A 19,422-nucleotide genomic window follows, 5' to 3' on the forward strand; every position below is an offset into this window, starting at 1 on the left:
CAGAGGCTGCTTTTTTATGCTCAATCCAACCACCAGCTACATCATCGACCAGATCATTCGGCGCTGTATTCGACAGGCTGAAAACAAGTTCGGATGCTCCTTTCCCATCCCGGTCTGGAATTTCAAAGTGCGTGGGAAAGCGGCTGGAAAAGCGTATCTTCAAAGCTGGGAAATCCGGCTAAACCCCACCTTGTTTGCAGGCAATCAGGAAGCGTTTTACAAAGAGGTCATCCCACATGAGGTGGCACATCTCATCACTTACCAACAATTTGGACGTGTAAAACCGCATGGTACGGAATGGCGATATGTGATGGAAAAAGTGCTGGGGGTGAGAGCCAATACCACTCACCAGTTCGATGTAAAAGACGTACAAGGGAAAACTTTTGAGTACCGCTGCGAGTGTCAGGTTCATGCTCTGACGATACGCAGGCACAACAAAATACAACGCGGTCAGACGAGCTATCAATGTCGTTCCTGTAAGGGAGAGCTCAAATTTACAGGCACTCAACTGTCTTAGTTTTGTTAATTTAATACTTATCTATAGATAAAATTATCATCTCATTGCTAGACTTCATTTTATTAATAATCCTAATTATCAATAACTATGAAGCTCTACCCAATTTTAATCGCGCTTGCTGTTCTGCCCATTACCTTAAATGCTGCCCCTCCCTCTTCTTTTTCTAAAGCCAAAAAAGAAGCGGTGAAGATTTACGCCGACCACCCGATCAGTTTTTACTGCGGCTGCGATATTCAGTGGAAAGGAAAGAAGGGCATTCCCGACCTTAATGGCTGTGGTTATGAAGTAAGGAAACAACTCAAGCGTGCCTCGCGAATTGAGTGGGAACACGTGGTGCCAGCCTGGCAGTTCGGTCACCAGAGACAGTGCTGGCAGAATGGCGGCAGAAAGAACTGCACCCGAAACGACAAAACTTTCAAACTGATGGAAGCCGACTTACACAATCTGGCACCTGCGATTGGCGAAGTAAATGGCGATCGCTCTAACTACAATTTCAGTCAGTGGAATGGGATAGATGGAGCCACCTATGGTCAGTGTGAAGTTCAGGTTAACTTCAAGCAACGAAAAGTAATGCCGCCCGATCGCGCGAAAGGCTCCATTGCGCGCACCTATCTTTACATGAGTAAAGAGTACGGCTTTCGACTTTCAAAGCAGCAAACCAATCTGATGAATGCCTGGAATAAGCAATTCCCCGTGGACGAATGGGAATGCACGCGCGATGAGCGCATCTTCCGCATTCAGGGCAACCATAATCCTTTTGTTTATCAAGCCTGCCTAAATCGCTCTTAACTCAAACCAAAGGGGCATTCGCCCCTTGTTTTTTCCCTGCGTAGCATCCATGTTAGTCACTAATCACTTAGGGTCTGATGACCAATAGCACGCAGGAAAAAGTAGATGCGAATCCCTCGAATTTATCACCCCGAAAAGATTTCAGAACTGGGCTTGGTGAAATTAAGCGACGATGCCGCAGGTCATATAGGCAGAGTGCTTCGTATGGGCGAGGGTCAGGAAGTGCTATTGTTTGATGGTAGCGATGCAGAATTCCCCGCCGTTATCGTTGAGTCAAGTAAGAAAAACGTGACCGTCGAGGTACGTGAGCGCATTGAATCGAGTATCGAATCTCCACTGAATATTCACCTTGGACAGGTGATTTCTCGTGGCGAAAAAATGGAATTCACCATTCAAAAGTCGGTGGAATTGGGTGTAAATACCATTACCCCTTTAATTTCAGAGAGATGTGGCGTAAAACTAGACGCCAAGCGATTCGAGAAGAAACTGGCTCAGTGGCAGAAAATTGCAATAAGCGCTTGCGAACAATGCGGTCGTAATATGGTGCCAGAAATTCGCCCTATCATGCAGCTTGAAGAATGGTGCGCAGAACCCAGCGAGGCTTTAAAACTCAATCTGCACCCCAGAGCCAAATATTCCATCAATACCCTGCCAGAACCAATGACACGCGTGCGTTTGCTTATTGGTCCGGAAGGAGGTCTGTCTGCTGAGGAGATCGGCATGACAGAGAAATACAAATTTGAAGAAACGTTGCTAGGTCCTCGAGTACTAAGAACCGAAACTGCAGCGTTAACCGCAATTACAGCATTGCAAGTCCGCTTTGGCGACCTTGGATAAACGGAGACAAACGAATGATAAAAATCGGCATAGTCATGGATCCTATTTCTTCTATCAACATTAAGAAGGATTCCAGTTTCGCCATGATGTTAGAAGCTCAGCGCCGTGGCTGGGAAATCCACTACATGGAGATGAACGATCTTCATCTGGATCAAGGCACTCCAATTGCGGATACCAAAGTGGTCTCGTTAAAAGAAGATCCCACTGGCTGGTATGAATTCAAATCCGAACAGACTATCGAGCTATCCGAACTTGATGCGGTTTTGATGAGAAAAGATCCTCCGTTTGACACAGAGTTCATCTACGCGACGTACATTCTTGAGCGCGCTGAAGAAAAAGGCACGCTTATCGTCAACAAACCACAGAGCCTTCGTGACTGTAACGAGAAGCTGTTTACCGCATGGTTCCCAGAATTGACACCGACGACAATTGTTACACGCAAAGCGGAAAAAATCCGAGAGTTTCAGGAAAAACACGGTGACGTAATCCTTAAGCCGTTGGATGGTATGGGCGGCGCCTCTATCTTCCGTGTGAAACAAGGTGATCCAAACGTATCGGTGATCATTGAAACCCTGACCAACCACGCGCAGAACTACGCCATGGCACAAACTTTTGTACCGGACATCAGTAACGGCGACAAACGTATCTTGGTGGTGGATGGCGAGCCTATGCCTTACTGCTTAGCGCGTATTCCAGCGAAAGGCGAAACCCGCGGAAACCTTGCTGCAGGTGGCAGAGGGGAAGCGAGACCATTAAGTGAGACAGATTTACAGATAGCGAACACAGTAGCTCCTACACTTAAAGAGAAAGGGCTTATCTTTGTTGGCTTGGATGTGATTGGCGACAAACTGACTGAAATCAACGTCACCAGTCCAACCTGCATTCGTGAAATCGAAGCAGCGTTCGACATTTCTATCACAGGTAAGTTGATGGACGCCATCGAACGTCGAGTCCAAAAATAATTAAATAGGCTCACACTGGAGATATTATGAATTTAGCGAATCATTTTCTGGTCGCCATGCCCGGCATGAAAGACCCGTTTTTTAAGCGCACTGTCGTTTACTTATGTGAACACAGTGACGATGGCGCTATGGGCATTGTCATTAATGCTCCGATTGATATCTCCGTGGGCGGTATGTTGAAGCAGGTTGAAGTGGATCCAGTGCATCCTCAGCTCAATACCGACAGTTTAGAGAAACCCGTTCTCAATGGCGGTCCGGTTGCGGAAGATCGCGGATTTATACTTCATGAACCTAAAGATCATTACCAGTCCAGCATTCAGATGACCCAATCACTTGCGGTTACTACCTCTAAGGACATTTTAAGCGTTTTAGGTACTGAAGCGGAACCAGATAACTACGTAGTGGCTCTAGGCTATTCAGGCTGGGAAGCGGGTCAATTAGAAAGTGAGTTAGCGGATAACTCCTGGCTCACTATCGAAGCAGACCCAAATGTCATCTTTAACACGCCAATTCACGAGCGCTGGAAAAAAGCGGTTCAGATGTTAGGCATTGATGCCAGCCAGCTTTCTTCACAGGTTGGACACGCCTAGCTAATTCAAATAACCGAAAATACCAGCACTCGAACAGACCACCGAGATATTCATGACATCAAGAACCATCATGGCTTTCGACTATGGCACCAAAAGCATTGGCAGTGCCATTGGTCAGGAAGTCACAGGCACGGCCAGCCCGCTGAAAGCGTTTAAAGCCAACGATGGCATTCCAAACTGGGATGACATCGAAAAGCAGATCAAAGAATGGCAGCCAGATTTAATCGTTGTGGGTTTACCTGCCGACTTGCACGGTCGCGCACTTGAAACCATCACACCACGAGCCAAAAAGTTCGCCAACCGTCTGCATGGTCGATTTGGTTTACCTGTTGAATTGCACGACGAACGGCTTTCAACTACCGAAGCTCGCTCCGAGCTGTTTGCTATGGGCGGATACAAAGCGCTAAGCAAAGGCAATGTCGATTGCCAGTCGGCGGTGGTGATTTTGGAAAGCTGGTTTGAAGCTCAGTGGGGCTAAGCTTTTACCCGGAACTCAGGTTGAATATAAAAAGGGAAGGTATAAAAACCTTCCCTTTATTGTTTTTGGAGAAATCAGACATCTAGTTCATGTCTATTTTCACACCATCAAGCGCGCCGCCAGAGAAATCTCCGCCTTGCTTGGTTTTCATCATCAACCTCAAATCATTCGCAGAGTCAGCGCTGTGCATCGCATCTTGCTCGGTGATCTTGTCTGCCGACAGAAGCTCATACAGACACTGGTCGAAGGTTTTCATCCCCGCCTCGTTGGATTTCGCCATCGTTGCTTTCAGCTCGTGCAGCTCACCACGACGAATCAGGTCGGATACCCTTGGGGTGTTCAGAAGAATCTCAAATACACCATGCCGCCCTTGCCCGCTCTTATCGCGAATCAGTTGCTGCGCTATCACACCACGCAAGTTCATGGATAAATCAAACAGGAACTGCTCTTTCTGCTCTTTTGGCACTAGGTGAAGAATACGTTCCAATGCCTGGTTTGCGTTGTTAGCGTGCAGTGTTGCCATGCAGAGGTGACCGGTTTCCGCAAAAGTCATGGCATATTCCATGGTTTCTCGGGAGCGAATTTCACCAATCAGAATCATGTCTGGTGCTTGTCGAAGTGAATTCTTCAGTGCGACTTCATAGCTCTCGGTATCCAAACCCACTTCACGCTGGGTGATGATGCACTGGTTATGCTCGTGAACAAATTCAATCGGGTCTTCCACTGTCAGGATATGACCTGTGCGATTCTGATTTCGAAAGCCCGTCATTGCAGCCATGGTGGTGGACTTACCTGAGCCAGTCGCACCAACCACCAGCACTAAACCTCGCTTAGCGATGGCAAGATCCTGCAGAACATCCGGTAATTTGAGCTCTTCGAAGGTAGGGATTTGCGTCTCGATTCGGCGCAATACCGCACCAGGCAGTTCACGCTGAAAGAACGCACTCACACGAAAACGTCCAACATCTCGAACGATGGCAAAGTTGGACTCTCTTTCTTTTCGAAATTCCGCGCGACGCTCTTCATCCATCATTGTATCGAGTAGATGAAAGGCAGACTGCTCAGTCAGTGGTTCACCCAGTGGTTGCAGTTCTCCGTGAACACGTAACAGGACTGGCGCACCTACCGTGATGTAGATGTCTGATGCCTTCAGAGACACCATTTCTGATAAAACTTGATTCAGTTCCATGTCGCCACCTAAAAGCCCATAGAATCGGATTCAAGTTTGGTACGTACCTCGTCAGCATCGACCACCCCTTGAGCAATCAGCTGCTTGGCATGCTGCTCTGTGGTCTGCATCCCCATAGCTCCACCCGTCTGGATAACCGAATACATCTGAGCGACTTTGTCTTCACGAATCAAGTTTCGAATCGCTGGTGTTGCCAGCATGATTTCGTGACAGGCAGCACGACCACCACCCAAGCGCTTAAGCAGCTTTTGAGAAATCACCGCACGTAGCGATTCAGAGAGCATCGAGCGAACCATGTCTTTGTCGGTGCCAGGGAACACATCGATAATACGGTCGACGGTTTTGGCTGCACTGCTGGTGTGCAAGGTACCAAACACCAAGTGACCCGTTTCCGCAGCCGTCAATGCAAGGCTGATGGTTTCCTTATCACGAAGCTCACCCACCAGAATCACATCCGGGTCTTCACGCAGTGCGCTTCTAAGCGCCGCATTAAAGCTGTGCGTATCGCGATGAACTTCTCGTTGGTTGATCAAGCATTTATTACTTTGGTGTACAAACTCAATCGGATCTTCGATCGTAAGAATGTGTTTGTTGTGATTGCGGTTGATATGGTCAACCATGGCGGCAAGTGTGGTGGATTTACCCGAACCCGTCGGACCGGTAACCAATACTAACCCTTTCTCATAGTTGGAAATTTGAGTAAAAATATCAGGCGCACTGATTTGCTCCAGGCTTGGCACTTCGGTAGGAATGGTTCGAAATACCGCCGAGCACCCGCGTGACTGATTAAAAGCGTTCACACGGAAGCGACCAACATTAGGCAGTTCAAAAGAGAAGTCCGTTTCCAGTTTTTCTTCGAACTCAGCGCGTTGCGCGTCGTTCATAATATCGAAAACCAACCGGTGAACATCAGCATGAGTAAAAGCAGGCACGCCCAACTTACGTACATCGCCGTCTACGCGGACCATTGGAGGAACTCCAGCAGAAAGATGTAGATCTGATGCATTATGCTTTACACTAAAATCCAGTAACTCAGCGATATCCATAAAAATCCTTAATTAAGTCAATTATGTGTAGTATTCAACAAAACATTAAGCAGATCACCGCACAAATTCGCAGTCTCGAAGAAAAGTGTGGTAGAGCTTCTGGCTCGGTGCAACTTTTAGCCGTAAGTAAAACAAAACCTAACGCCGCCATTGCCGAGGCACTCGAAGCTGGGCAGGTTGCATTTGGGGAGAACTACGTACAAGAAGGTGTTGATAAAGTTCAGTATTTTACTGAACACTATAGCGACAAAGATATCGAATGGCACTTTATCGGTCCGATACAGTCCAACAAAACTCGACCTATCGCAGAAAATTTTGCATGGGTACACTCGGTCGACAGAGCCAAAATCGCACAACGTCTCAATGATCAACGCCCGGAAGGCATGGCACCGCTGAACGTGCTGATTCAAGTCAACACCAGTGGTGAAGCGTCCAAATCAGGAATTAATGAAGAAGAATTGTTTGAACTGGCAGCATTGATAAACGACCTTCCCAACCTCACATTAAAAGGGTTGATGTCAATTCCTGCCAATGTCAGCGACTACGACTCCCAACTTGCTGCTTTTAATCAGTTATCTGAACTCAAAACTAAGCTGGCAAATCTATATCCAGATGTAGATGTGTTATCCATGGGAATGAGTGGCGATATGGAAGCGGCTGTTGAGGCAGGCAGTACTATGGTTCGCATCGGCACCGCCATATTCGGGGCTCGGGACTACAGCAACAAACAATAAAGCATTTAAAGCGGACAGGATTAGCCTCTGAACGCCGATTAACATTTAGGATCTTTTGAACATGGAACACAGACACATTGCGTTCATTGGTGCGGGCAACATGGCGCGTTCCATTATTGCAGGCTTGGTTGCCAGTGGTTACCCGGCTGACTTTATTACTGCAACAGGCAGAACGGAGTCCAAGCTCGCCCTGTTGGCAGAGCAATACGGGGTGAACACTTCTTTGAATAACCTGCAAACCACGCGCAATGCCGATGTCATTGTGTTGGGGGTAAAGCCTCAAATGATGGCGGAAGTTTGTGAAGACCTGCGAGATGTGGATTACAGCAACAAACTGGTGATTTCGATTGCTGCTGGAATCTCGGCTGTGCGATTGGAAGAAATGCTGGGTTCTAAGCTCAATCTGGTTCGTGTGATGCCTAATACGCCTTCACTTGTTGGTAAGGGAATGAGCGGGCTTTTTGCGCTACCCTCAGTATCAGAAGACGACAAAAATTTTGCTCACGAACTTCTCGAAGCCGTTGGCAAAGCATGTTGGGTAGAAGAAGAAGCAGGCATCAACAATATCATTGCCGCAGCGGGCAGCGCACCAGCCTACTTCTTCCTGTTTATGGAAGCGATGCAAGCTGAAGCCATAGCGCAAGGCTTTGACGAAAATACCGCCAGGCTGCTCGTGCAGCAGTCGGCATTAGGTGCAGCAGAAATGGTTGTCGCGAATCCAGACACCGAATTGAGCACTCTGCGTGAACAAGTAACATCGAAAGGTGGTACCACCGCAGAAGCACTGCGCACCTTCAACGAACATCAATTGACTGATATTGTCTCTAAAGCAATGAAAGCGGCGGTAGCCCGCGCTGAAGAGATGGAAAGATTATTCTAACGCTAACTCTAAATCACTAAGGGTAAAGAATGAATTCTGTACATTTTCTGGTATCCACCCTGTTTGACCTATACATCATGGTGGTCATATTGCGCATCTGGCTTCAAATGGCTCGCGCAGATTTCTACAACCCGTTCTCACAATTTATCGTGAAAGCCACTCAGCCTGTTGTGGGTCCACTTCGTCGGATTATTCCTTCCATTGGCAGTATTGATGTCGCGACGATTCTGTTTGCGTACCTGCTGTGTGTGCTTAAGTTCGTCGCTATTGTTGCGATTTCCTCCAATGGCAATTTCGCATTTGGCGCAGAATTCCTATACCTGGGCGCACTTTCTTTAGTGAAAGCGGCTGGTGGATTGCTTTTCTGGGTTCTGCTGATTCGCGCCATCTTAAGCTGGGTCAGTCAGGGACGTAGCCCAATTGAGTATGTATTCCACCAACTGACAGAACCAATGCTGGCGCCGATTCGTCGTATCTTGCCTGAAATGGGTGGTTTCGACTTGAGCGTGCTGGTTCTCTTTATCCTTCTTCAGTTTGCCAACATCATGATGGGTGACGTGATCGGAGACATCTGGTTCCGCCTATAATGTCCAAGGCTGTAGAAATAGAAAATGATGAGGTTTTGTTGAGGCTGTACATTCAACCCAAAGCCAGCCGGGACAAAATTGTAGGCAAGCATGGCGATGAACTGAAAATCGCCATCACCGCACCACCAGTCGACGGTAAAGCAAACAGCCACCTCATCAAATATCTGGCGAAGCAATTTAAAGTTCCTAAAGGGCAAGTGACAATAGAGAAGGGAGAGCTCGGGCGACATAAACAAGTCCGAATCATTTCCCCACAAAACCTGCCCAACGAAATTCAAGCCCTCCTCTGAGGGCTTTTTTAGAGGAAGCAATCATGAGCAAATGGCTAACCGCCCTGTTGGCGCTGTGTCTCGTCGCACCAGCAACAGCAGGTCAGTTCAAAACTATCAAAGACGTCGAAGTTCATTACTCGGCATTTAACACCGCTTTTCTTACTCCAAAAATCGCAAGGCAGTACAACTTATCCCGAGATGGCTACCACGCTTTGCTGAACATCAGCATTCTGGATAACGCCCAGGTCGGCAAACCCGCTATTACTGCTGGAGTGAAAGGCAGCGCCAAAAACCTGCTTGGGCAAATGAAGGAGTTAACTTTTCATGAGGTTAAAGAAGGCAACGCCATCTATTATCTGGCGGAGTTTTCTATTTCCCATGAAGAAACCTTTACCTTCACCATAGACATTGATGCAGGCTTATCCGGTAAAGGACCGATACGATTCACTCAGAAGTTCTATGTAGAAGAATAATAGAGCGCATCCGCAGAAAAATGCTATCCTTGCGCCGCTTCCAATCAACCAGACAGGAAACTTCGAATGACTAAATTGGTACTAGCCACTGGCAATCAGGGCAAAGTAAAAGAAATGGCGAGCTTGCTGGCTGAATTTGGCTTTGATGTGGTTGCACAGAGCGACTACAACGTATCGTCGGTTGCCGAAACAGGTACAACTTTCATTGAAAATGCCATCATCAAGGCACGCCACGCCGCCAAGGAAACGGGTCTGCCAGCCATTGCAGACGATTCTGGCTTGGAAGTGGATTTTCTGAAAGGTGCTCCGGGCATTTACTCTGCGCGCTATGCTGGCGAAGATGCCAGCGACCAACAAAACCTTGAGAAACTGCTTGAAGCAATGGCAGATGTGCCTCAAGAACATCGCACTGCGCGTTTCCACTGTGTATTGGTTTTGATGCGCCACGAAAACGATCCAACTCCTATTGTGTGTCACGGTAAGTGGGAAGGTCGCATCCTGACGGAAGCGCATGGCGAAAACGGGTTTGGTTACGATCCAATCTTCCATGTACCGGAAGATAACTGTGCGTCTGCCGAGCTTGAGCCTAGCCGTAAGAAACAGCTTTCCCATCGCGGTAAAGCCCTCAGCCAGCTTTTTGACCAGCTTAAACAGCAAGGCATCTAAGGTTTTATGCTCCAGCCACCAGCGTTAAGTCTTTATGTACACATCCCGTGGTGTGTACAAAAGTGCCCCTATTGCGATTTCAACTCTCACGCTCTTAAAGCTGACATCCCTGAAGCGGAATACATTGCAGCCCTATTAGAAGACTTAGAGACAGATATTGAGCGTTACAAGCTCAATGAGAATCCAAGGTTACTGCATTCGATCTTTATCGGAGGTGGAACCCCCAGCCTCATTTCGGCTGAGGGCATTGGCGATCTACTTTCGGGTATCGAACAGAGACTGCCGTTCAAGCCTGATATAGAAATCACCATGGAAGCCAATCCTGGCACCATTGAAGCAAAGCGGTTTGCAGGGTATCGAAAAGTCGGTGTCACGCGCATTTCTGTTGGGGTGCAGAGTTTTGAACAGGAAAAACTCGACCGGCTCGGGCGTATCCACGGGCAGGACGAAGCCGTTAATGCCGCCAAACTTGCGCATAAGATCGGATTGAACAGTTTTAATCTGGATCTCATGCATGGCCTGCCTGATCAAAGCATTGATCAGGCGTTGGATGATCTTGATAAGGCGATCGCACTCGATCCGCCGCACCTCTCGTGGTATCAGCTGACGATCGAACCCAACACCATGTTTTACTACAAGCCGCCGACTCTGCCCGATGACGATGACTTATGGGACATCTTCGATTTAGGGCACAAGAAGTTAACCGACGCAGGTTATGTGCAATATGAGATTTCGGGCTACAGCAAACCGGGATTTCAATGCCAGCACAACCTGAATTACTGGCGTTTTGGTGACTACCTCGGCATTGGTTGTGGCTCGCACGGCAAAATCAGTTTTGCTGACGGGCGAATCGTTCGCACCACCAAAGTCAAACACCCTAGGGGCTACCTCGCGGCTTATCAGAACATGGTCAAACCTTACCTGGATAAAGAGCATCAGGTGGAAGACAGAGATCGACCATTCGAGTTCTTTATGAACCGCTTTCGGTTACTTGAAGCCTGTCCAAAGCAAGATTTCCCTGACACCACTGGGTTAGAGATTTCCTATATTCAGCAAACCATCAATGACGCACTGGAGCTGGGCTATTTGTCTGAAACCGACACTCACTGGCAGGTAACGGAGAAAGGAAAGCTGTTTCTCAACGATTTGCTTGAAGCCTTTATGGCAGAGGAAGACGAATAAGGCAGGAAAAACCTGCCTTATCTGTTTCTGATTGGCTTATTGCTAGAAGATTGAGCGTCCAATCCGCTCAGACAAGAGCTCTAACGCACGAGTCCCAGCGAGAGAGTTACCAGACGGGTCTAACTCTGGCGACCACACCGCGATGGTCATTTCCCCCGGAACAATCGCAATAATGCCGCCACCCACACCGGACTTACCCGGCATTCCTACACGGTAAGCAAACTCCCCTGCACCATCGTACAGCCCACATGTTGCCAGAAGTGCATTCAACTGTTTGGTTTGCGTAGGTGTGATCACTTGCTTACCCGTTTGAACTGATACACCTTTGTTCGCCAGATAACTGAAGGTTTTCACCAAATCCACACAACTCATCTTCACGGCACAAGCGTGGAAGTAATTGTTCAGCACAGGTATTACCTCGTTCTGGAAGTTGCCAAATGATCGCATTAGATACGCAATGGCTGCGTTTCGGTCGCTGTGCATCATTTCAGACGCCGCTACCACTTTGTCGTAAACAATATGAGTGTCGCCCGACAGCTGACGCACAAACTCCAAAAGACGCTGTCTGGGCGCGGACAGGCGGCTGTGAAGCAAATCGGCGACAACAATCGCACCAGCATTGATAAACGGGTTTCGCGGGATCCCATGCTCCATCTCAAGTTGGATCATTGAATTAAACGCCTGCCCAGAGGGCTCTTTTCCGACTCGCTCCCAAATTTCTTCCGGCTTGTAGAGCACCATTGCCAGCGTAAGGCTCAGCGCTTTTGAAATTGACTGAATCGAGAACGGTTCATCCGCATCACCGGACTGATATACCTTGCCATCGTTGGTGTACACCGCAATGGCAAGTTTGTCGTTCGGAACTTTTGCTAAGGCAGGAATATAGTCAGCAACTTTGCCCTGCCCAATGAGCGGGCGCACTTCATCTAAGATGTTAGCAAGCAACAAGTTTGTAGGTTTCATTTTTGACCTTTTATTGTTATTCCTCTGCAACAGAGGGCAAAAAAGCCAACATAACGTTGGCTTTTTATTGTTGAGCATCGATTTCCCGCTTAAAGCGGCAATGTGCTCTTAAAACTATTGGATTAAGAGTCGCTTAGCTTACACGCTTGAATTTAATATCCCAGACGCCATGTCCCAAACGGTGACCTCGAGCCTCAAATTTGGTTAGCGGGCGATCTTCTGGACGAGGAACAAAATCCCCATTTTCTGCTGTATTCTCAAAACCTGGCGCTTCGTTCATTACTTCGATCATGTGCTCAGCGTAGTTTTCCCAGTCTGTCGCCATGTGGAAAATACCTTCTTCCAGCTTCAGCTTCTGACGTACCATTTCAGCAAAATCTAACTGAACAATGCGGCGCTTGTGATGGCGCTTTTTATGCCATGGGTCAGGGAAGAAAAGTTGCAGAGTAGTCAGGCTACTATCAGGAATCATGTTCGCAAACACTTCTACCGCATCGTGACACATAACTCTCAGGTTGGTGACGCCTTCTTCACGCGCAGCCGCTAAACATGCACCAACACCTGGGCTGTGCACTTCAATACCAATGAAGTTCTTTTCAGGGGCATTTTTTGCCATCTCAACCAGAGAAGCACCCATACCAAAACCGATTTCCAGAACCACAGGGTTGTCGTTACCAAAGACTTCTTTCCAATCCAGAAGTTTTTCCTGGTAATCAATGCCCATTGTCGGCCAGCACTCGTTCATCGCGTTTTCCTGACCTTTAGTAAGGCGTCCTTCACGGCGAACAAAACTGCGAACTTTACGTACCAGTTTGCCGTCTTCTGTGTATTCGTTAGTGGTGACTTCACTCATTGATTATTGCCTGCGCATTAATTGATCAAAGCGGGGATTATCCAAAGAATTGGCTTTGGTGCAAGTGTTATTCGAAGAAAAACCACACTTCATTTCCACACATTTTGTCGGTTTTACATCCAGCCGTAAGTGTGGTGCAATTTTGCTCTTAATAAAAGCAAAAAGCAGAGCAAGTCGTGACCCCATTCGCAAAGGCAATTCTGACATGGTATGACGCTTACGGGCGGAAGAATTTACCCTGGCAGCAAAACAAAACCGCATACTCGGTTTGGCTATCAGAGATCATGCTTCAGCAGACTCAGGTAGCCACGGTAATCCCCTATTACGAGCGATTTCTGAAACGTTTTCCAACGGTGACTGATCTCGCCAACGCAGAACAGGATGAAGTCCTCCACCTATGGACAGGATTGGGTTATTACGCCCGAGCCCGTAACCTTCACAAAGCCGCCAAAGAGGTCGCTGATAAGTACAACGGAGAGTTCCCACAAGATCTGGAAAGCATGAACGCTTTGCCGGGAATTGGGCGTTCAACCGCCGCAGCTGTACTTTCTTCTGTCTATAAACTGCCCCACGCCATTTTGGATGGCAATGTGAAGCGCACACTGGCACGCAGTTTCGCTGTTGAAGGCTGGCCTGGGCAGAAAAAGGTGGAAAACCAACTTTGGGAATACGCGGAAGCACATACTCCATCGACCGATGTCGATAAGTACAACCAAGCAATGATGGATATGGGTGCAATGATCTGCACCCGAAGCAAGCCTAAATGCACGCTTTGCCCGGTTTCCACTCTTTGTGAGAGCAACAAAAACGGGAATCAGTTGGATTACCCGGGCAAAAAGCCGAAGAAAGAGAAACCAGTAAAAGAAACCTGGTTCGCTCTGCTCTACCATGACAACCACATTTGGTTAGAGCAGCGCCCGCAGAGTGGTATTTGGGGTGGACTCTTCTGCTTCCCACAAAGAGAAGATGCAGAACTGAAAGTTGAATTAGACAATCGCTCTGTTTCTGAATCCACAGTGGAAGATGAGAAAACCCTCATCGCATTCAGGCACACCTTTAGCCATTATCATCTAGATATCACTCCAGTGCTGTTCAAACTTTCCAAGCAACCCGATATGGTCATGGAAGGAACGAAAGGTCTCTGGTATAACTTGTCTCAACCTGAAGAAATTGGCTTAGCTGCTCCGGTAAAGCAGCTGATTGAAAGCCTACCTTTTGAAATTAATTAAGGAGCCGCTATGAGCCGCACTGTTTTTTGTGCTCGATTGCAGAAAGAAGCCGATGGACTTGATTTTCAGCTTTACCCTGGCGATCTGGGTAAACGTATTTTCGACAACATCTCTAAAGAAGCATGGGGAATGTGGCAGCACAAACAAACCATGCTGATCAACGAGAAAAAGCTGAACATGATGGACCCAGAGCATCGCAAAGAGCTCGAGGTGGAAATGGTTAACTTCCTGTTTGAAGGTAAAGACGTTCACATTGAAGGTTACACACCACCGAGTGAGTGATCACTTAAACGCATAACCTCACTTTACCTTTATGCTTTTAAAAGACATCATTGCTGAAAACAATGGTGTCTTTTTTTAGGGGAACGATGAAAAAACTCGTCTACTTTTTTACCGCTATGCTGCTGGTTGGCTGCAGCCGTGAATTCATCGAAAATATCTACGATATCGATTACGAGCCCACCAATCGATTTGCCAAAAATCTGGCTGAGCTGCCAGGACAATTTCAAAAAGACATCGCTGCCCTGGACGCTTTGATGAACAGCTTCTCTTTCAATATCGAAAAGAAATGGGGTAAAGCTGAAATTCGGATAGCGGGAAAAAGTAACTACGTAAAGTACATCGACAATTACCAGAGCCGCGCTGAGGTCGACTTTGCTAAGGGTAAAGTCACGATAAGTACCGTTTCATCAACAGAGCCCAAAAAACACCTGAAGAACGCCATCGTTACCACTTTGCTTACGCCGGACGACCCTGCCAGCGTCGACCTGTACTCTTCTTCAAGTATCAAACTGGAAGGCAGACCTTTCCTTTACCAACAGGTTGTCGATCAAGACAAGAAGCCCATTCAATGGTCATGGCGCGCCAACCGTTTTGCGGACTATTTAATTGCCAACCAATTGAAAACCCGCAATATCGATTTCAAAAAGTCTTACTACGTTGAAATCCCAATGGTGAAAGACCACTTCGAAAAACGTAGCTACAAGTACGCAGATATCGTCCAACGAGCCTCACGTAAATACGACATCCCTGAGGATCTCATCTACGCCATCATCAAAACCGAAAGCAGTTTCAATCCTTACGCAGTCAGCTGGGCAAATGCTTATGGCTTGATGCAGGTTGTGCCTAAAACTGCTGGTCGAGACGTATTTAAGCTCGTGAAAAAGAAACCCGGACAACCGACTCCCGAATACTTATTCGACCCGGAAAAGAACATTGATACAGGAACAGCTTATTTCTACATTTTGAAAAATCGTTACCTGAAAGACGTAAACCACCCCCTATCACTAGAATACAGTATGATTTCAGCTTACAACGGTGGAACTGGTGGCGTGCTCAAAACTTTTCATCGAAGCGACAGAAAACGCGCCATGCGAGACCTGAACTCATTGAAGCCTAATCAGGTTTACTGGGCACTTACCAAAAAACACCCAAACAGCGAAGCAAGGCGATACCTTGAAAAAGTGACGAATTTTAAGCGCGACTTTAATTCTGGTAAGGGGTAATGTGGCGTATCGTTTACTTTCTCGACAAAAACGCACTTTTTTGATTTTTTTTGCAAAAAGAAGTTGACGCTAAGGCGGAAAATCCGTTTAATAGCGCTCCGTCGCCCGGATAGCTCAGTCGGTAGAGCAGAGGATTGAAAATCCTCGTGTCGGTGGTTCGATTCCGCCTCCGGGCACCACAATTTAGATTGTTGGTGCTTAGCACGAACAGTTTTAGAAAGAATACAGTGTGCCGACTTAGCTCAGTAGGTAGAGCAACTGACTTGTAATCAGTAGGTCACCAGTTCGATTCCGGTAGTCGGCACCATTCTTTTGCCTCGATAGCTCAGTCGGTAGAGCAGAGGATTGAAAATCCTCGTGTCGGTGGTTCGATTCCGCCTCGAGGCACCATTATTTGGTGCTTATCTAAATAGATGACACAAATAATTCCCCCTTAGTTCAGTTGGTAGAACGGCGGACTGTTAATCCGTATGTCGCAGGTTCGAGTCCCGCAGGGGGAGCCACATTCAAGAAGCCAAGTCGAAAGACTTGGCTTTTTTCGTTTCTAATTGTCTTTCAGACGCAAACCTTTCGTCAGGCGGCATCAGTTTAAAGCAAAGACCATTCCAAAATACTCTCAGTTCAAAACATCTCTTCTATCTGAAATTCATGAAATTTTCTTTTTAAAATCAAAATGTAACCTCTTTGCTTTCTTAAAAAACAGAAAGACCATCATCCTAAAAGAAGTAAGTCATCTAACAATTAAGAGCTCGTTTCGTTCTACTGTAAGTTTTATTGATTCTCATCCAAAAGTTACGATTTTATTAATAACCATACCTTCTTATCAAAACAAAATAAGATAAGAGATCCTATGATTTATCTTTAGCCAAATAGAACAAAAGCTCAAATAATATATGCGTGCTGTATCATTCAATCTAATACGTATGCATGACTAATTAATAATCAAAAAGTCAATTATTTCGCGCTAAAAATTTAATCCAACTCATACTTTGATATTTAAGCATTATTAAATTATTAAACTCTACCCTAATATGCCGATACAGAGACAGCAGGCAGAAACCGCTCTTTGGTTTCGGCTGACTTTGATTAGGCACACTGCCGAGGGGACACCATGAAACTAAAAACTCAATCTTATTTGCTATCTGCGATCATTCTTGTATCGCTGCTAGCATTGACCGCGACAGGTCTATGGACGTTGCGAGTTGCCAGTAACCTGGATAATAAATCGCGCGTTACCGAGCTCTTTACTAGTACTTACAGTATCTTGAGCGAAATGGAAAAGATGGCGCAAGACGGCACCCTCACGGAAGAGCAGGCTAAAGCTATTGCAACGCGTGTATTGCGAAACAATATCTATAAAGATAACGAATACGTTTATGTTGCTGACGAAAATATGGACTTCATCGCAACGCCACTGGATCCACAACTTCACGGCACCAGTTTCCATGACTTTAAAGATGGAAATGGCGGCAGCGTAGGTAGCATTCTACAAGATGCAGTTGCAAAGAATCCTAACGGCATTGCCGAATACGTATGGACTCAGAAACAAGCAGACGGTTCTATTGAAGAAAAGCTATCCATTGCCGAAAAATCCAAAGTTTGGGGTTGGTATGTAGGTACAGGTATTGGCTTTAATGAAGTCAATGAGAGGTTCTGGTCTACAGCGAAGTGGCAGCTCACACTTTGTATCATCATTGGCGGTGCCATTTTTGCACTCCTTCTTTTTGCAATCCGCCGCATCATTTCACTTCTAGGAGGAGAACCACAAGAAGTACGTACCGCGGTTCAAGCCGTAGCAGCTGGTAAAATCCGGGCGAACTTTGAAGAAGAAGCCGAAGAAGGCAGTATTTATCATGCTGTTCAGCAAATGAGTCGATCTTTGGCACAGTTAGTGACCAACCTTGAAGCCTCAATGGTTGCACTGCGAGGTGAATTGTCTGATGTAGAGTCTCGTGCTGGTACAATTGCAGGGTTAACCGACACTCAGCAGCAATCTACAGAGATGATTGCAACAGCGATGACCGAAATGGCTTCGTCTGCGAACAACGTAGCGGAATCTGCACGTGATACGGCAGCGAATACTGATGAGGCAGACAAGCAAAGCCAGGTAACACAGCAGCTTATTCAGAGCACAGTAGGAAACATTGAAGGTCTGGCGACTCAGTTGGGTACCGCAAGCCAAGCCGTTTCGGATCTGGATAACGATGTAAACAATATCGCTAAAGTTCTGGATGTGATCGGTGATATTGCTGAACAGACCAACCTACTTGCACTTAACGCAGCTATCGAAGCAGCTCGAGCAGGTGAACAAGGTCGTGGCTTTGCGGTTGTAGCGGACGAAGTACGTAACCTTGCAGGAAGAACTCAAGGCAGTACTAAAGAGATCCAACAAATGATCTCCAACCTGCAGGAAGGCTCTCGAAACGCCATTAATACGATGGAAGTGTGTGCTGAAACCAGCCAAAACACCGTAGTTGAATCTCGCAACGCTTCAGAAGCTTTGCAGCACATTGTTGAAGCACTAGAGTCCATCACCTCAATGAGCCACCAAATCGCGACCGCAGCGGCTGAGCAAACTCAAGTGGGCGACGACATTTCTAAACGCATCAACATGATCGAGGAAAGTGGCAACCAGCTAAGTGGTGTTGTATCTGAGAGTCATAACAGCACTCAGACCCTCTCTTCTCTGTCGAATGAACTCGAAACTTGGGTAAACAAGTTCACCGTTCAAAAGTAGATAACTAGACGATAATAGCAAGGCTAAGAGTGTTTATTACATTCTTAGCCTTTTTTATATCCAATGCGAAGCTTTAGCTGGAAGATTTGATCTGGTTATTCTCACAAGCCACTCCCAAACCACCTTATATTTGATGGCATTTCCATCTCTAATGCCTAAAAACGTGCCACTAAGTACAGAAAAACATCAAACGATAGCTTTTTTACAATTTTATATTGACCTCTAAGCCGAAAAGCCTTTTAATACACCCCGTCGCCCGGATAGCTCAGTCGGTAGAGCAGAGGATTGAAAATCCTCGTGTCGGTGGTTCGATTCCGCCTCCGGGCACCACAATTTAGATTGTTGGTGCTTAGCACGAACAAACAATGAATAAAGTGTGCCGACTTAGCTCAGTAGGTAGAGCAACTGACTTGTAATCAGTAGGTCACCAGTTCGATTCCGGTAGTCGGCACCATTTATTGTTCCCCCTTAGTTCAGTTGGTAGAACGGCGGACTGTTAATCCGTATGTCGCAGGTTCGAGTCCCGCAGGGGGAGCCACTTTTCAAATTCAGATATAAATCTGGATTTATCGGAGCCGACTTAGCTCAGTAGGTAGAGCAACTGACTTGTAATCAGTAGGTCACCAGTTCGATTCCGGTAGTCGGCACCACTCTTGATAGAGTCTAAATAATCAATTCCCCCTTAGTTCAGTTGGTAGAACGGCGGACTGTTAATCCGTATGTCGCAGGTTCGAGTCCCGCAGGGGGAGCCACATTCAAGAAGCCAAGTCGAAAGACTTGGCTTTTTTCGTTCTATTCAGAAAAACCTGCCATTTTACTTCTTTCACTTACCACAAATTCATTATATATTTCATCAGGCGTTACCTGCGCCACCTGCTCGCGGAAAGAGTTATACTCAAGGTCTTACAACATTACCCTTATGGGAAAGCCACA

Annotated in this window: 21 protein-coding genes and 9 tRNA genes; 26 read left to right on the forward strand and 4 right to left on the reverse strand. The window is 46.8% G+C overall.

The window, feature by feature from the left end:
* Positions 1 to 16 precede the first annotated feature (16 nt).
* From QMG91_RS16135 to ruvX, 6 genes are all read left to right on the forward strand, one after another.
* A complete protein-coding gene (locus QMG91_RS16135) occupies positions 17 to 517 on the forward strand; it encodes a SprT family zinc-dependent metalloprotease (protein WP_281827654.1) in 501 nt (166 codons plus the stop codon).
* 87 nt (positions 518 to 604) lie between these two features.
* Entirely contained in the window at positions 605 to 1,306 is a 702-nt protein-coding gene (locus tag QMG91_RS16140; RefSeq protein WP_022549510.1) for an endonuclease, read from the forward strand.
* Between the two features lie 105 nt (positions 1,307 to 1,411).
* The gene (gene rsmE / locus QMG91_RS16145) at positions 1,412 to 2,143 is read left to right on the forward strand and encodes a 16S rRNA (uracil(1498)-N(3))-methyltransferase (protein ID WP_281827655.1); all 732 of its coding nucleotides are present in this window, start codon (positions 1,412 to 1,414) and stop codon (positions 2,141 to 2,143) included.
* A 14-nt stretch (positions 2,144 to 2,157) separates the two neighbouring features.
* Complete coding sequence (gene gshB / locus QMG91_RS16150) at positions 2,158 to 3,105, forward strand: glutathione synthase (RefSeq protein ID WP_281827656.1); 948 nt, start codon at positions 2,158 to 2,160, stop codon at positions 3,103 to 3,105.
* Between the two features lie 26 nt (positions 3,106 to 3,131).
* Positions 3,132 to 3,695 carry a YqgE/AlgH family protein gene (locus QMG91_RS16155; RefSeq protein WP_004409298.1) on the forward strand — a complete coding sequence of 188 codons (564 nt, stop codon included), beginning with the start codon at positions 3,132 to 3,134 and terminating at the stop codon, positions 3,693 to 3,695.
* Between the two features lie 52 nt (positions 3,696 to 3,747).
* Positions 3,748 to 4,173, forward strand: a complete 426-nt coding sequence (ruvX, locus tag QMG91_RS16160) for a Holliday junction resolvase RuvX (RefSeq protein WP_022549508.1) — start codon at positions 3,748 to 3,750, stop codon at positions 4,171 to 4,173.
* Positions 4,174 to 4,255: 82 nt separating this feature from the next.
* Here ruvX and QMG91_RS16165 read toward each other — a convergent pair whose 3' ends face one another.
* Both QMG91_RS16165 and QMG91_RS16170 read right to left on the reverse strand, forming a co-directional pair.
* Entirely contained in the window at positions 4,256 to 5,362 is a 1,107-nt protein-coding gene (locus QMG91_RS16165; protein WP_004398310.1) for a PilT/PilU family type 4a pilus ATPase, read from the reverse strand.
* An 8-nt stretch (positions 5,363 to 5,370) separates the two neighbouring features.
* Positions 5,371 to 6,408, reverse strand: a complete 1,038-nt coding sequence (locus tag QMG91_RS16170) for a type IV pilus twitching motility protein PilT (RefSeq protein ID WP_004398311.1) — start codon at positions 6,406 to 6,408, stop codon at positions 5,371 to 5,373.
* A 23-nt stretch (positions 6,409 to 6,431) separates the two neighbouring features.
* Here QMG91_RS16170 and QMG91_RS16175 point away from each other — a divergent pair, with 23 nt between their 5' ends.
* The 7 genes from QMG91_RS16175 (at position 6,432) to hemW (ending at position 11,202) form a co-directional block, all read left to right on the forward strand.
* Complete coding sequence (locus tag QMG91_RS16175) at positions 6,432 to 7,142, forward strand: YggS family pyridoxal phosphate-dependent enzyme (RefSeq protein WP_004398312.1); 711 nt, start codon at positions 6,432 to 6,434, stop codon at positions 7,140 to 7,142.
* A 61-nt stretch (positions 7,143 to 7,203) separates the two neighbouring features.
* A complete protein-coding gene (gene proC / locus QMG91_RS16180; protein ID WP_281827657.1) occupies positions 7,204 to 8,022 on the forward strand; it encodes a pyrroline-5-carboxylate reductase in 819 nt (272 codons plus the stop codon).
* A gap of 29 nt (positions 8,023 to 8,051) precedes the next feature.
* The gene (locus QMG91_RS16185) at positions 8,052 to 8,609 is read left to right on the forward strand and encodes a YggT family protein (RefSeq protein WP_004398314.1); all 558 of its coding nucleotides are present in this window, start codon (positions 8,052 to 8,054) and stop codon (positions 8,607 to 8,609) included.
* Positions 8,609 to 8,899 (forward strand): DUF167 family protein YggU, encoded by a 291-nt coding sequence (gene yggU, locus QMG91_RS16190; protein WP_022549505.1) that lies wholly within the window; start codon positions 8,609 to 8,611, stop codon positions 8,897 to 8,899. The genes QMG91_RS16185 and yggU overlap by 1 nt, the downstream gene beginning before the upstream one ends.
* Positions 8,900 to 8,922: 23 nt before the next feature.
* Positions 8,923 to 9,354: a DUF4426 domain-containing protein gene (locus QMG91_RS16195; RefSeq protein WP_281827658.1), complete on the forward strand. Its 432-nt coding sequence runs from the start codon at positions 8,923 to 8,925 to the stop codon at positions 9,352 to 9,354.
* A 66-nt stretch (positions 9,355 to 9,420) separates the two neighbouring features.
* Positions 9,421 to 10,020: an XTP/dITP diphosphatase gene (locus tag QMG91_RS16200; protein ID WP_022601627.1), complete on the forward strand. Its 600-nt coding sequence runs from the start codon at positions 9,421 to 9,423 to the stop codon at positions 10,018 to 10,020.
* Between the two features lie 6 nt (positions 10,021 to 10,026).
* Positions 10,027 to 11,202, forward strand: a complete 1,176-nt coding sequence (gene hemW / locus QMG91_RS16205) for a radical SAM family heme chaperone HemW (protein WP_281827659.1) — start codon at positions 10,027 to 10,029, stop codon at positions 11,200 to 11,202.
* A gap of 42 nt (positions 11,203 to 11,244) precedes the next feature.
* Here hemW and glsB read toward each other — a convergent pair whose 3' ends face one another.
* Positions 11,245 to 12,165, reverse strand: coding sequence for a glutaminase B (gene glsB, locus QMG91_RS16210; protein WP_281827660.1), 921 nt, complete (start codon positions 12,163 to 12,165; stop codon positions 11,245 to 11,247).
* A gap of 133 nt (positions 12,166 to 12,298) precedes the next feature.
* A complete protein-coding gene (trmB, locus tag QMG91_RS16215; protein ID WP_022549502.1) occupies positions 12,299 to 13,018 on the reverse strand; it encodes a tRNA (guanosine(46)-N7)-methyltransferase TrmB in 720 nt (239 codons plus the stop codon).
* Positions 13,019 to 13,194: 176 nt separating this feature from the next.
* On the opposite strand from trmB, the gene mutY reads away from it, so the two are divergent.
* The 13 genes from mutY to QMG91_RS16280 all read left to right on the forward strand — a co-directional run bounded on the left by mutY (position 13,195) and on the right by QMG91_RS16280 (position 19,241).
* Positions 13,195 to 14,247 carry an A/G-specific adenine glycosylase gene (gene mutY, locus QMG91_RS16220; RefSeq protein WP_004398321.1) on the forward strand — a complete coding sequence of 351 codons (1,053 nt, stop codon included), beginning with the start codon at positions 13,195 to 13,197 and terminating at the stop codon, positions 14,245 to 14,247.
* A 9-nt stretch (positions 14,248 to 14,256) separates the two neighbouring features.
* Positions 14,257 to 14,529, forward strand: coding sequence for an oxidative damage protection protein (locus tag QMG91_RS16225; RefSeq protein ID WP_004398322.1), 273 nt, complete (start codon positions 14,257 to 14,259; stop codon positions 14,527 to 14,529).
* An 86-nt stretch (positions 14,530 to 14,615) separates the two neighbouring features.
* Complete coding sequence (gene mltC / locus QMG91_RS16230; RefSeq protein WP_004398323.1) at positions 14,616 to 15,752, forward strand: membrane-bound lytic murein transglycosylase MltC; 1,137 nt, start codon at positions 14,616 to 14,618, stop codon at positions 15,750 to 15,752.
* A 103-nt stretch (positions 15,753 to 15,855) separates the two neighbouring features.
* A tRNA-Phe gene (locus tag QMG91_RS16235) sits at positions 15,856 to 15,931 on the forward strand.
* Positions 15,932 to 15,983: 52 nt separating this feature from the next.
* Positions 15,984 to 16,059 (forward strand) — tRNA-Thr (locus QMG91_RS16240).
* Positions 16,060 to 16,066: 7 nt separating this feature from the next.
* Positions 16,067 to 16,142, forward strand: a tRNA-Phe gene (locus QMG91_RS16245).
* Positions 16,143 to 16,179: 37 nt separating this feature from the next.
* A tRNA-Asn gene (locus QMG91_RS16250) sits at positions 16,180 to 16,255 on the forward strand.
* A gap of 608 nt (positions 16,256 to 16,863) precedes the next feature.
* Positions 16,864 to 18,489 (forward strand): methyl-accepting chemotaxis protein, encoded by a 1,626-nt coding sequence (locus QMG91_RS16255; protein ID WP_004398324.1) that lies wholly within the window; start codon positions 16,864 to 16,866, stop codon positions 18,487 to 18,489.
* A gap of 254 nt (positions 18,490 to 18,743) precedes the next feature.
* Positions 18,744 to 18,819, forward strand: a tRNA-Phe gene (locus tag QMG91_RS16260).
* A 48-nt stretch (positions 18,820 to 18,867) separates the two neighbouring features.
* Positions 18,868 to 18,943, forward strand: a tRNA-Thr gene (locus QMG91_RS16265).
* Positions 18,944 to 18,951: 8 nt separating this feature from the next.
* A tRNA-Asn gene (locus tag QMG91_RS16270) sits at positions 18,952 to 19,027 on the forward strand.
* Positions 19,028 to 19,063: 36 nt separating this feature from the next.
* Positions 19,064 to 19,139, forward strand: a tRNA-Thr gene (locus tag QMG91_RS16275).
* 26 nt (positions 19,140 to 19,165) lie between these two features.
* Positions 19,166 to 19,241 (forward strand) — tRNA-Asn (locus tag QMG91_RS16280).
* The last annotated feature ends 181 nt before the right edge of the window (positions 19,242 to 19,422 follow it).

Origin of the sequence: Vibrio nigripulchritudo (assembly GCF_027924785.1) — a bacterium.
GTDB lineage: Bacteria > Pseudomonadota > Gammaproteobacteria > Enterobacterales > Vibrionaceae > Vibrio > Vibrio nigripulchritudo.